The organism is Agathobaculum sp. Marseille-P7918 (assembly GCF_900625105.1).
Lineage (GTDB): Bacteria > Bacillota > Clostridia > Oscillospirales > Butyricicoccaceae > Agathobaculum.
Genome location: NZ_UYYD01000003.1, coordinates 238,497 through 250,929, shown reverse-complemented (window position 1 = coordinate 250,929; position 12,433 = coordinate 238,497). Strand labels below are relative to the sequence as shown.

Below are 12,433 nucleotides of genomic sequence, written 5' to 3'. Positions count from 1 at the left end.
TTTCCGCGGCGGCGCGCGCGTTTGCCTGCACCCAGATTTTGCGCGCGGTGACCGCACCCTTCGCGTCCCGCTCGACCTCGATGCAGATATAACCCGTGTCTGCGAGCACACCCACCGTCGCGCTGATCGTGCGCTTGGACTTGCCAAACTGCGTGGCGAAATAGTCATTGGTGGCGTCGCAGTAGCCCTTCTTGTTGCACAGCGCGGTGATGTCGCTGTACAGCAGCTTTGCAAAATCGGACAGGCGCTCGTCATAGCGCACGTCCGCGGTCAGGATGGAAAAATAGCTCGGACTTGGCATCAAGCGCCGCCTCCTCTCTTGTCCGGCGCGATCACCTGCGCCACCGCCTTTCCATCGGCTGCACCAGCAGCTTGTCCACCAGCATGCCGAGGCCGAGGTAGGCGCAGCCCACCCCCAGCAAGGCGATCACAGCGTAGATCACGGCTGCACCTCCGTGTCCAGATTCGACGCGATCATGCGAGCGCACGACGCACAGACCGCCCGGCCATTTGGCAGCTCGAGCAGTACGTCATCGCTGCCGCACAGCGTGCAGCCGCGCGCGTACTTGCGCAGTATGATGCGGTCCTCTTCCGTGCATATTTCCAGAGCGCAGCCGGTGTCGATGCCCATTGTGCGGCGCAGTTCCTTCGGAATGACAATGCGCCCCAGCTCGTCCACCTTGCGCACAATACCTGTGTATTTCATGTTTTCTCCTTCCCCCGGCGCGGCCCTCTTGACAGCGCCGGGCTTTTCCGGTATCCTGTAAGTAGTCTAATTTTCTTTGCGCCTGTCGGTGGTCTCAACACCGGCGGGCGCTTTTTCTTGCAGCAGATCCATGAGACGCACGGTCGCGCTGTTCTGTCCTTCCGAGATGCCAAACGCGGCCTTTTTCTCCGGGTGCTGGGTTACGATCTCGGACACGAGACGCGACAGGTTGCGCGCAATGCCCTGCTGGATCTGCTTCCATTCCTGCGGGTCAATCACCAGATTGCCGTCGTAATCGCGGACCGGGACGACCGTCCCATCCGGCTTTACAAACGCACTGCAGCCGCGCAGGGGCTTGGATTTTGCCGACACCGGCGTCACCTCCTCTTGACAGTGTATTCATGCCAGCTTGGTCACTTACGCAGCATTTCGACCAGCAGCTCAAACTTTGCCAGCGAATACTGCATCTCGCGGAACCGGTCGCAGATCGCCACAAATTCCGGCATCTCGATCTCGTCCACCCGACCGTCCCTTGCGATCTCCATCAGCCGGTCCAAGCGCTTGCCGATCTCCTCCGCGCGGAAATCGCACTGCGCGCCGATGGATGCCTCCCGCAGATCAGCCGGTCCGGTCGGCAGGCTGCGGTGACAGCCGATCGGACATTCCGTGCAGTACAGGTTGCGCAGCCACGGTGCGTGATAGGCGTCGGCCAGCTGCGCGGCGACCTGCGGTGTCATGTGCCGCGCGCCGGATTCATAGTAGCCGATCGACTTGGCTGATACGTCCACCAGCTCAGCGGCGGCTTCCTGCGTCAAACCGGCCTTTTCGCGGGCAGTTTTCCACGCATTTTGATACTCTGGGTTCATGGTGTTCCCTCCTTTCGGGATGGTATAATACGGGCATAACAGGTTACCCAGCTTCCTTTTCCGGATCGGCTGCGTACAGCTCGTCGATCGTGCAGCCAAGGAAGTCCGCCAAATCAGCCATCACCTGACAGGGTGGGTACTCCCCATCCTGCTCCCATCTGACAACAGTCGGCTGAGACACACCAAAATGTGCCGCCAGTTCGATTTGCTTGATGCCGCGCGCTTCGCGGTATCGCTTGATGTTTTTCATGTTTTCACCCCTTTCTGGTGCTCAGGAATCTGAATATACGGTCGAATGCTCAATCAGGTAAGAAGCGACTTGCGTCGGAGATGCCGCAATCGAAAAGACTTTCACATCATTTTGCCGTATTCCGTCGATAATGACTTCCTGCAGCCGCCCCTGCCTAAACCTTAAGATGATTTCATCATGGAATTTCAAGGAGTTGTCCAAACGCTTCACCCCCTTATCGCTCCTTGCCCCTTTCGCTTCCATGTGTTACCATGGAAGCGGAAGGGAGATGCTAAACAATGACCAAACAGCAATACAAGCTGTGTAAAGCTGTGATCCGTTACAAGAATTTAGATAAAATACTTAAAAAGACCAAAATAAGTGGCTACATAAAATTTCAAGAAAATCTCAGTTACAAACTGAATTTCAGTGATAGCAATATGGATAGTAAGACTATCGTTTCCTTGCAAACAGATCTGCAAGAGGCGTACGAGACATATCGTGCTCGTATCATTGACACATGGATAACAAGAGGACTTGCCCTTTCCGCGCTCCTCATCTCAATGCTCGCGTTGCTATCAGAAATAGGGATATTGCGATTGCCACAAGGCTGATAATTCTTGTAAACCAGTCTGGTTTATACTCCACCCCTTCTCACCTCCATTATCCTTTTGTCGAATTCATATCAGTATCTTCGATATTAGTATATATCGGTATTACCGATATGTCAACAAAATTCTTCCTTTCTCTGATATCCGTTTTTCTGATATAGATATTTATGATATGCTAAGAGCGAGGTGGAGCCATGAACAGGATTAAAAAACTTCGCTCGGAAGCAGGCCTATTACAATCCGATCTTGCGAAAAAGCTCAAAATTCGACAAAATACGGTGTCAAACTGGGAGACCGGACGACATGAGCCAGATCAAGATGCCTTGCGTGAAATGTCCAAGATATTCGGCGTTTCCATCGACTACATTCTCGGTAATACCGATATAAAAAACCCGCTCACATCCGAAGATATAAGCGGGCTAACAGAAAAGCAGATTAAGATTTTGGAAATGATGGACAAACTTCCGGAGCAGGATCAGGACGAGTTGATCCAACAGGCCGAGTACCGAATTTGGCTAAAACATCAGAAAGAATCCGGTCAGTGATTTCCGCATCTGACTGCATGAGCAATTCTTTCATGCGCTTTTGTCTTTCTGTCATCTTAGCCCCTCCTCTAAAAATCGAACAAGTGTTTGCTTTATTATAATACAGCCGCATGCTCGATTTGTAAAGGGGTTATGTACGGCTGCGGCCGTCAAATGATAAACAGGGCTTCTACGCTTACGCCCATTGCGCGTGCAAGCATCAGCGCTATGTCCACGCCGGGCGTGCGCTTTCCGTTTTCGATCTCACTGATAGTTGACGCAGGGACACCTGATGCCTGTGACAGCATATCCTGAGACCATCCGAGACGTTTTCTCATTTCTTTTACATTGTTTTTCACATTCTATCCTTTTCTACCGATTTTTGTCGATTTTTCTTTCAAAACTTCTGATATCAGAAGTTTCCCGGATAGTATGTGCATTTGATGTAATATTATGCTAAAATTATATGGTGTTCAAATTGAACACCACAAAAAAGCGCCCGCCCCGGTGGTGACGCACCGGAACGGGCAAAAGCGGAGTGTTTCACAAGTCCTCCAACACCATTATGACAAAAATGTATATTTCTGTCAATATTAAGGGGGACTTAAAATGGAAGAAAAAGCAAAAACCAAAAAGCCGTTTTATAAACGCTGGTGGGTATGGGTTATTGTCGTCATCCTTTTGATTGGCATATTCGGCCCGGAAGGGAATACGGACAACAGTACGGACGATTCGCAGACCACTGCGCAATCGCAAACCACCACAACCGAACCGACTGACACTGAACCGGCAGATACACAGCAGACCGAGCAGACCGCCGCCCCGGTTGAAGAGCCGGAAGAACCCGCCGACACCATGACCATGGGGCAGAAAAACGCATTGGGCACAGCGCTGGACTACTTGGATTATACCGCTTTTTCTCGTAGTGGGTTAATTAGTCAACTTGAATTTGAAGGTTATTCTACTGAAGATGCAACATTTGCAGTAGATAACTGCGGTGCAGACTGGAAAGAACAGGCTGCTTTATGCGCCCAAAACTATTTGGATTATACTTCCTTCTCCCGACAAGGCCTGATCGACCAACTTGTGTTCGAAGGGTTTACACAGGAACAGGCCGAATATGGCGTCACTGCCGTAGGCTATTAAAACCCCGCAGACCACAACCGAACACTGTTTTGTTGTGGTCTGCATTTTTACACCCCCACAAGCCGAACAAATGTTCCATTTTTCGACCAGAAAGGAGGCTACGCCATGTCCGCTACATCAGACCTGCGCATCGGCGCAGCCTATATCCGCGTGTCAACCGACGATCAGGTCGAGTACTCCCCCGCCTCCCAGCTGGTCGAGATCCGCAAGTATGCCCGCGCGCACGATATTCTCGTGCCGGATGATTTTGTCTTTGTGGACGAGGGCATCAGCGGCCGCACAACCGAAAAGCGCCCAGAATTCAACCGCATGATCGGCACGGCCAAAACAAAGCCCAAACCGTTCGACGTCATTCTGCTCTGGAAGTTCAGCCGCTTCGCCCGCTCGCGCGAGGACAGCATCCTATACAAATCCATGCTGCGCCGCGATCTTGGCATCGAGGTCGTGTCGATCTCCGAGCCGGTGGGCGATGACAAAATGTCAATCATCATCGAAGCCATGATCGAGGCCATGGACGAGTATTACTCGATCAACCTCGCCGAGGAGGTGCGGCGCGGCATGACGCAGCGTGCAAAGCAAGGCAGGCCCAATACCTACGCGCCGATCGGTTACCGCATGCAGGACGGCCAATATGTCCCCGACCCGGACACAGCTCCGGTCGTGCGCAAAATCTTCGAGGACTTCGTGGGAGGTCGTGGCCTGCTGCAGATCTCGCACGACCTGACCGCGCTCGGCGTGCGCACGCGCTTCGGCAATCCGATCGACAACCGCGGCGTTAAATATATCCTGCGCAACCCAGTCTATATCGGCAAAGTGCGCTGGACGCCGACCGGCCGCACGCGCCGCGTGTGGGATAACCCAGATACGATGGTCGTGGACGGCGGGCACGAGCCGCTGGTGTCTGCCGCGCTGTACGAGCAGGCCCAGCAGCTGCTTGACGAACGCGAGCGTCGGCATGGGAGGTACAGCCGCGAGGACGGCCAGCCCTTTGCACTCAAAGGGCTGGTGCATTGCTCGTGTTGCGGTGCCACGCTGACGCGCCAGAAAGGCCGCGCAACCGGCAAAGGCGGGCCATCGCTGCAATGCCACAACTACGCGCGCGGCCGCTGCCCGGAGTCGCACAGCATCCAGATCGACAAACTGACCCGCGCCGTGCTCTCGCAGATCGAGGAGGACTTCCGCCAGCTGGATTTCGGCATCCTGTCAGCTGACGGCAGACAGGTGCAGAGCGACAACAGCGCAGCGCTGCTCGCCCGGCAACTCTCCCGCGAGGAACAAAAGCTCGAGCGCATCCGCGAAGCCTACGAGGCAGGCGTGGATACGCTCGAGGAGTACCGCACCCGTAAGGCCGCAATCGAGGCGCGTATCGAAACCCTAAAGCAAAGCGCTCCACCCCCAGAGAAACCAATCAGCCCGGCAGAGTTCGCCATGGCGCACCGCGAAGATCTTCGCCGCCTGCTTGATGACAATACAGATCCAAGCACAAAAAACAATATTTTGCGTGGTTTTGTCCGGCAGATTATTTTTGATCGCAAAAACAGCTCGTTTATGATACAATATTACCAGTAAAAAACAGATAGCCAAGTGCTATCTGTTTTTGCAATTTGGCGGTCCGGACGGCGAAATCGGCGCAGCGATGCGCTATCTCAACCAGCGCTACGCGATGCCGTACAAAGAATGCAAGGCCATTCTGACCGATATCGGCACGGAAGAACTTGCCCACCAGGAGATGATCGCCGCGATCGTCTACCAGCTGACGCGCAACCTGACCCCCGAGCAAATCAAGGAGGGCGGCTTTGACGCTTACTTTGTCGATCACACGACCGGCATCTACCCGCAGTCCGCGGCCGGCATCCCGTTTTCCGCCTCCGCCCTGCAAAGCAAGGGCGACCCGATCACCGACCTGTTTGAAGATCTGGCAGCCGAGCAGAAAGCCCGCACCACCTATGACAACCTGCTGCGCCTGATCGACAATCCGGATGTCCGCGAACCGCTGAAATTCCTGCGCGCACGCGAAATCGTGCATTTCCAGCGCTTCGGCGACGCGCTGCGCACCGTGCAGGACCATCTGGACAGCAAAAACTACTACGCGTTCAATCCCGCGATCGACCTGCGGCCGCAGGCGCGCAAAACCGCGGCGCCGAAAGCCACAGACACCACGACAGCCAACTGACCTGCCGCCCTCTTTCTGCATACCAAAAGAGACGCCTGACGGCGTCTCTTTTCTTTTGCTCAGTTGAGGATTTTGAGGAACAACTCGCGGTTGAACTGCTTGTGGAACTGCTCGATCTGATCGGCAATGCTCTCACAGCACTGCTTGACTTCCGGATTGGCCGTTCCGTTGGCGTTGCGTTCCTTAAAGACATGGCCCCACTCGGTCAGGTCGATCTTGAAAATGAAATTGCTCGGGATGCTGAGCATGTACAAGCCGCGCTTGACATCCGGATTATCCGCCATATCCTCACGGATATAGCCGTTCACCGCCTTGACATACGTCACGCCGTCATGCTCAATCGTCTGCGGGACAGCGAGCCCTAACTCCTGCAACGCCAGATCGGTCGGCAGGATCTTGCCGTTGTACCAATCGGACATCTCATAGGAGAACGACGCCAGACGGGTGCTCGAACGGATGATGCGGTTGTTGAAGCGCTTGGCATGGGCGTCCCAGTCGTCCTGACCGGCGCGGTGCAGGCCTTCCACCGTGATCGACATATCGATAAACCGCAGCATGGTCGTGTGCTTCCAGCCCCACTTGGTCAGCTTATCCAGCCAGTCGGCAAATTCGGAAAACGCATCGTCCAGCGCGCTGTCATATGCTTTCAAACCACCGTCTGCACGCAGTACCTTGCGGCAGATCTCGCGGATATGCAGCTCCTTTTCGCGTGTCCACGAGCGCTTGCTCATAAACATGGAGACAATCGCGTCATCGATACCGGAAATCTGATTGAGATAGGTTTTCATCGGTATCCTCCTTCTCTTTTCTTTGATGATGTTGATTATAGCACGATTCTCCCCATGCTTCAACCGTTTGCCGCCGCCCTGACCGGCAAAGCCGCTTGCATCCATGATACCGCCGCTGACTTTTTTGAAAAAGAGCCCCTCGAAAACGAGGGGCTCTTTCCAACCAGTGTAATATACGCTTATGCCATGCCGAGTTCCTTGACGCGCGCCTGCGCCGCTGCGAGGCGGGCGATCGGCACACGGAAGGGCGAGCAGGATACATAGTTCAGGCCGACATTGTGGCAGAACTCAACCGACGACAGGTCGCCGCCGTGCTCACCGCAGATGCCCAGCTTGATGTCCGGACGGGTGCGGCGGCCTTCCGCAACCGCGAAGCGGATCAGCTTGCCAACGCCGTTCTGGTCCAGACGGGCAAACGGATCGGACTCGAGGATCTTCTTGTCGAAATAGGTCTCCAGGATGCGGCCCACGTCGTCACGCGAGAAGCCGTAGGTCATCTGGGTCAGGTCGTTGGTGCCGAAGGAGAAGAACTCCGCTTCCTCGGCGATCTCGTTTGCGGTGACAGCCGCGCGCGGGGTCTCGATCATCGTACCGATCATATACTTCATCTTCAGGCCGGACGCTTCAATCAGTTCGTCAGCCTTGGCCTTGATGACCTTCTTGACAAAGCGCAGCTCGTTGATCTCGGAAACCAGCGGAACCATGATCTCGGGCGTGATGTGCAGGCCATCTTCCTTCCAGACGTTGATCGCCGCGGAAATGATGGCTTCGGTCTGCATCTCGGCGATTTCCGGATACAGAACGTCCAGACGACAGCCACGGGTGCCGAGCATCGGGTTGAACTCGTGCAGGTCGGCAACCTTAGCCTTGAGCTTCTCGAACGGAACACCCATCTCGTCGGCCAGTTCCTTGATGTCCTCATCCTCCTGCGGCAGGAACTCATGCAGCGGGGGATCGAGCAGACGGATGGTTACCGGCAGACCGCCCATCGCGCGGTAAATCGCTTCGAAGTCGCCGCGCTGCATCGGCAGGATCTTGGCCAGCGCAACCTTGCGCTGCTCCACGGTGTCGGAGATGATCATCTCACGCACTGCCTTGATGCGCTCGGGATCGAAGAACATATGCTCGGTACGGCACAGGCCGATGCCTTCCGCGCCGAACTTGCGCGCCTGCGTTGCATCGCGCGGGGTATCGCCGTTGGTGCGGACCTTGAGCGTGCGGATCTCGTCCGCCCAGCCCATGAAGCGGCCGAAGTCGCCGGTCAGCTCCGCATCCTGCGTATCGATCTTGCCGAGGTATACGTTACCGGTCGAGCCGTCGAGCGAGATGAACTCGCCTTCCTTCACGACCGTGCCGTCGGCAAAGGTCAGGGTCTTGTTTTCTTCGGAAACCTTGATGCCGTTGACGCCGGCAACACAGCAGGTGCCCATGCCGCGCGCAACAACCGCTGCGTGCGAGGTCATACCGCCGCGGGCGGTCATGATGCCTTCGGAAACCGCCATGCCGTCGATGTCCTCCGGGCTGGTCTCCTGACGCACCAGAACGACCTTGAGGCCGGTCTTGTGGGCCGCCGCTGCTTCTTCCGCGGTGAAGTAAACCGCGCCGCAGGCAGCGCCGGGGGATGCCGGCAGGCCGGTGGTGATCGGCTTGGCAGCTGCCAGAGCCGCCGGGACGAACGTCGGGTGCAGCAGCGCATCGAGCTGCTTGGCCTCAACCTTCATCATCGCCTGCTCCTTGGTGCAGACGCCCTCGTCAACCAGATCAACCGCGACCTTCAAAGCAGCCTGCGCGGTGCGCTTGCCGTTACGGGTCTGGAGCATATAGAGCTTGCCGTTTTCAATGGTGAACTCCATATCCTGCATATCGCCGTAGTGCTGCTCGAGGCGGGAGGAAATATCCACAAACTGCTGATACACGTCAGGCATGGTGTCAGCCAGCGCAGAGATCGGCTGCGGGGTGCGGATACCGGCCACGACGTCCTCGCCCTGCGCGTTCATCAGGAATTCGCCGTACAGCTTCTTTTCGCCGGTTGCCGGGTTGCGGGTAAATGCAACGCCCGTGCCGGAGGTGTCGCCCATGTTGCCGAATACCATGGACTGTACGTTTACTGCAGTGCCCCAGGAATGCGGGATATCATTCATGCGGCGGTAGGTGTTCGCACGCGGGTTGTCCCACGAACGGAATACCGCGCGGACAGCCTCCATCAGCTGCTTCTTGGGATCCTGCGGGAATTCCTCGCCGAGGGACTTCTTATAGTGATCCTTGAACAGGACGATCAGTTCGCTCATATCGTCCGCGTCAAGCTCGTTATCCTGCTTTACACCCTTCTTGTCCTTGACCTGATCGATGAAGGTCTCGAAGGTGGACTTGGGCAGCTCCATTACGACGTCCGAGAACATCTGGATGAAGCGGCGGTAAGAGTCACGCGCGAAACGCGGATTATTGGTCAGCTTCGCAACTGCTTCGCAGATCTCATCATTCATGCCGAGGTTGAGGATGGTATCCATCATGCCGGGCATGGAAGCGCGCGCGCCCGAACGAACCGAAACCAGAAGCGGCTTCTCCGGGTCGCCCAGGGTCTTGCCGGTTACCTTCTCCAATTTATCGAGGTACTCAAGGATCTGATCCTGGATATCCGGATAGATCGTCTTGCCGTCCTCATAATACCGGGTGCAGGCTTCGGTGGTAATGGTAAAGCCCTGCGGTACGGGCATGCCGAGTCCGGTCATTTCGGCCAGATTCGCGCCCTTGCCGCCAAGCAGCTCACGCATTTTTCCGTTGCCTTCCGGGAACATGTAAACGTACTTCTTCATTTGGGTCTTTTCCTCCATTTCGTTTGGTGCTCTCTTATAAACACACTTCAATCACGCAAGAATATTATAGCATGCCTGGCACTTTGTGTTCCATTGTAGAATTTCACCGATTTGGCTCCACCTTCTTGTTCAATTTGACGAAGTTTATTGTCTTTCACATCAAAATTATGGTTTCACCGTTGTTTATTTTTTCATTTCTTTCGCATTTTTAAACAAAAAAATTAACAAAATTATCATAATCGTTCGTTTTGCGGCATTTTTTGTGAAATGAAACGAAATGCCGGAACAGATTCACCAAAAACCATGAAATGCAGCAATACCTGCAAACGAAAAATCGGTGGCCTGCAACAGGCCACCGATCGGCAGGGACTGCATACCGGACACAAATACGCCCAGCGCAGGGACTCCCTGATACGTTGTTTCATAGAGTTTTACCGACAGAAGATATCCCGCCGAAGAGGTGAACGCCCCATCGGAGAACTGGTAAAACGTGTTTTCATTGAGCGCTGCATAGTATTGCAGCAGCTGCGTGCTGCCGCCCCCGGCCATGTCCGAGAGACGGTAATAGAAGCAGGTCGTGCCGCGGTCCTTCGTGCTGCCCAGCAGCGAAACGCCGGTCACCTTGCCGAAATCCGGCACCGGGTACAGCTTGGCATAGCAGCGCGAGCTGTCCGGCAGATGCGTGCTGGTGTAAACCGCCGGGCTGACCGCCGTCGTGCTTTCCATGGTTTCCAGCACCGAAATCGGCACGGAGAACGAAGGCGACCCGCTCGAACGACTGCTGACCGTGATGCCGACCAGACGGCCCTGACCGTCCACCAGCGCACCGCCCGAATTGCCGCTGACCACGGAAGCGGTGCTCTCGATCAGCGCAGTCAGATAATCATGGTTTGCCGGATTGGTCACCGTACCGGACGTTACCTTGGCACTGCCGCCGCCCGGATAGCCGAGCGCATACACCGTATCCCCTTTCTGGACATCCAGCGAGGTTTCCAGATATGGCAAATTGCTGCCCACCACGCGGATATGCGACATATCCGCATCTGCGTCGATATCATAAATGCTGACTTCCCGCTTGGTGCCGTCATACATTTCCGCCACCAGACGGGAAACCCCGTTGGCGATGTGTCCACAGGTGACCGCGTCGCCGTTTGCGCTGATGACCACGCCGCTGCCCTTGCTGAGCAGGTTGCCGCGGGCATCATACGAATACAGCTTGAACACCGCAGGCATGCAGCGGGCATAGATCTCATCCGCCGTGAGCACAGCCTGCGTTTCGAGCGTCACCGTGCAGCGCAGACTGGGGTCTGCCATACGCGTGACGATCGCGGCCGCTTCGCTGCGCTTGATCGTACTGCTTGGGCGGAACCGGCCCGCCGTATCCGAACCGGTAAGCACGCCGGCACGGTACAGCAGATAGACCGCATCGGCATAGGACGCCGAGGACGAGACATCCGGGATCGCGCCATCCGCGATCGTGTTGATCGCGGTCAGGGCTTCCGACGGCAGCGCCGCGGCCAGCACGGACGCAAACACCGCACGCGTGGCCGGCTTGGTGTAATCCGAACGCTCCGCGGTCAGAATGCCGTTTTGCAGCGCATAATCCGCATAGGTCCGGTACCACGGGTCAGAGGCCGTGAAATTCGCGCTGCCGGTGTGGTAAATGCTGTGCAGGCAGGCCGCGAGCTTGACGGCTTCGGCAACGGTCAGGGAGCTGTCCGGCGCAAAGCGCGTCGCCGACTGGCCGTTGATCAGTCCGTATTCATACGCCGCGCGCACGTTGTCCGCATACCACGCGTCCTCCGCCACGTCGGTAAACTGGCCGGGGGTATAGACCGCCTGCGCGGCAAAATTCTCAAATCCTGCAAAGGCGCTCGGCACAAGCCCCAACAGGAGCACCGCCGCCAGCAGCAGGCTGCATAATCTTTTCTTCACTGGTTTTTCCTCCGATTCCGGGCTGGGTTGGGCAGCACAATTCCGCTCCGCCGTATTCTGCTTTCAGTATAAGCCCGGAGACTGATCGGTTTGGTGAACAATTTGTGACGTTTTATGATTCCGCGCGATATGCCGCGACGATTTCGCCGATGTACATGGTGTGGTAATCCTTGTCGCCGTACCACTTATCGAGCGTTTCCGCGTGCAGGATATCCTCGGGCGCGATCTCGCTCTTGCATCTCTTGCGGCAGATGAGCACCAGCTCCGCCTCGGCAAACGTCGGCTGGCCGTCCACCATGACCGGCGTCAGGCCGCTGTCGTGCATCTTATCCATGTCGCGGCCGGATTTGCTGCCCAGCAGATTGAGGGCGTCCCGATGGCCGTCCTTGAGGAAGGTCAGCGTGAAATACTCGGACGCATCGACAAATTCCTTGGTATAACGGCTGTGACGGATATAGCAGGTCGCCGAGGGCTTGCCCCAGATGACGCCCACGCCGCCCCAGCTGGCGGTCATGGTGTTCCACTTGTCCTCCGTGCCGGCCGAAATCAGCATCCACTGCTTGCTGATCAGGTCAAACGGGTTAAACGTCTGCTCTGCAATATTGATTTTCTCAAAAGACATGGTTTGTTCCTCCTCAAAAT

15 protein-coding genes are annotated in these 12,433 nt (G+C 56.0%); 5 read left to right on the top strand and 10 right to left on the bottom strand.

Annotated features, from left to right (window positions below; translation table 11 throughout):
* The 5 genes from EJL02_RS07435 to EJL02_RS07415 form a co-directional block, all read right to left on the bottom strand.
* Positions 1 to 301: helix-turn-helix domain-containing protein (locus tag EJL02_RS07435; protein WP_164510337.1), on the bottom strand; the 301-nt coding region annotated here is incomplete at its 3' end.
* A gap of 138 nt (positions 302 to 439) precedes the next feature.
* Positions 440 to 706: an AbrB/MazE/SpoVT family DNA-binding domain-containing protein gene (locus EJL02_RS07430; RefSeq protein WP_125115779.1), complete on the bottom strand. Its 267-nt coding sequence runs from the start codon at positions 704 to 706 to the stop codon at positions 440 to 442.
* A 66-nt stretch (positions 707 to 772) separates the two neighbouring features.
* Positions 773 to 1,078 (bottom strand): hypothetical protein, encoded by a 306-nt coding sequence (locus EJL02_RS07425; RefSeq protein ID WP_125115778.1) that lies wholly within the window; start codon positions 1,076 to 1,078, stop codon positions 773 to 775.
* A 41-nt stretch (positions 1,079 to 1,119) separates the two neighbouring features.
* Positions 1,120 to 1,572 carry a helix-turn-helix transcriptional regulator gene (locus EJL02_RS07420; protein WP_125115777.1) on the bottom strand — a complete coding sequence of 151 codons (453 nt, stop codon included), beginning with the start codon at positions 1,570 to 1,572 and terminating at the stop codon, positions 1,120 to 1,122.
* Between the two features lie 43 nt (positions 1,573 to 1,615).
* A complete protein-coding gene (locus tag EJL02_RS07415) occupies positions 1,616 to 1,822 on the bottom strand; it encodes a helix-turn-helix domain-containing protein (RefSeq protein WP_125115776.1) in 207 nt (68 codons plus the stop codon).
* A gap of 278 nt (positions 1,823 to 2,100) precedes the next feature.
* Here EJL02_RS07415 and EJL02_RS07410 point away from each other — a divergent pair, with 278 nt between their 5' ends.
* Both EJL02_RS07410 and EJL02_RS07405 read left to right on the top strand, forming a co-directional pair.
* Positions 2,101 to 2,415, top strand: a complete 315-nt coding sequence (locus tag EJL02_RS07410; RefSeq protein ID WP_125115775.1) for a hypothetical protein — start codon at positions 2,101 to 2,103, stop codon at positions 2,413 to 2,415.
* A gap of 191 nt (positions 2,416 to 2,606) precedes the next feature.
* Positions 2,607 to 2,957, top strand: a complete 351-nt coding sequence (locus EJL02_RS07405) for a helix-turn-helix transcriptional regulator (RefSeq protein WP_125115774.1) — start codon at positions 2,607 to 2,609, stop codon at positions 2,955 to 2,957.
* Positions 2,958 to 3,106: 149 nt separating this feature from the next.
* On the opposite strand, the gene EJL02_RS07400 is transcribed toward EJL02_RS07405, so the two are convergent.
* On the bottom strand, positions 3,107 to 3,295 hold the full coding sequence (locus EJL02_RS07400) for a helix-turn-helix transcriptional regulator (protein ID WP_243114420.1): 189 nt from the start codon (positions 3,293 to 3,295) through the stop codon (positions 3,107 to 3,109).
* Positions 3,296 to 3,545: 250 nt separating this feature from the next.
* Between EJL02_RS07400 and EJL02_RS07395 the strand changes: the two genes are divergently transcribed.
* From EJL02_RS07395 to EJL02_RS07385, 3 genes are all read left to right on the top strand, one after another.
* Complete coding sequence (locus EJL02_RS07395) at positions 3,546 to 4,082, top strand: Ltp family lipoprotein (protein WP_125115773.1); 537 nt, start codon at positions 3,546 to 3,548, stop codon at positions 4,080 to 4,082.
* 105 nt (positions 4,083 to 4,187) lie between these two features.
* Positions 4,188 to 5,651 carry a recombinase family protein gene (locus EJL02_RS07390; RefSeq protein WP_125115772.1) on the top strand — a complete coding sequence of 488 codons (1,464 nt, stop codon included), beginning with the start codon at positions 4,188 to 4,190 and terminating at the stop codon, positions 5,649 to 5,651.
* Positions 5,641 to 6,255 carry a manganese catalase family protein gene (locus EJL02_RS07385; RefSeq protein ID WP_442858006.1) on the top strand — a complete coding sequence of 205 codons (615 nt, stop codon included), beginning with the start codon at positions 5,641 to 5,643 and terminating at the stop codon, positions 6,253 to 6,255. The genes EJL02_RS07390 and EJL02_RS07385 overlap by 11 nt, the downstream gene beginning before the upstream one ends.
* Positions 6,256 to 6,314: 59 nt before the next feature.
* On the opposite strand, the gene EJL02_RS07380 is transcribed toward EJL02_RS07385, so the two are convergent.
* The 4 genes from EJL02_RS07380 to EJL02_RS07365 all read right to left on the bottom strand — a co-directional run bounded on the left by EJL02_RS07380 (position 6,315) and on the right by EJL02_RS07365 (position 12,413).
* Positions 6,315 to 7,043: an FAD-dependent thymidylate synthase gene (locus EJL02_RS07380; protein ID WP_125115770.1), complete on the bottom strand. Its 729-nt coding sequence runs from the start codon at positions 7,041 to 7,043 to the stop codon at positions 6,315 to 6,317.
* Between the two features lie 179 nt (positions 7,044 to 7,222).
* Positions 7,223 to 9,856 (bottom strand): pyruvate, phosphate dikinase, encoded by a 2,634-nt coding sequence (ppdK, locus tag EJL02_RS07375; RefSeq protein ID WP_125115769.1) that lies wholly within the window; start codon positions 9,854 to 9,856, stop codon positions 7,223 to 7,225.
* A gap of 291 nt (positions 9,857 to 10,147) precedes the next feature.
* On the bottom strand, positions 10,148 to 11,791 hold the full coding sequence (locus EJL02_RS07370) for a trypsin-like peptidase domain-containing protein (RefSeq protein ID WP_125115768.1): 1,644 nt from the start codon (positions 11,789 to 11,791) through the stop codon (positions 10,148 to 10,150).
* Positions 11,792 to 11,903: 112 nt separating this feature from the next.
* Entirely contained in the window at positions 11,904 to 12,413 is a 510-nt protein-coding gene (locus EJL02_RS07365) for a flavin reductase family protein (protein ID WP_125115767.1), read from the bottom strand.
* Between the last annotated feature and the right edge of the window lie 20 nt (positions 12,414 to 12,433).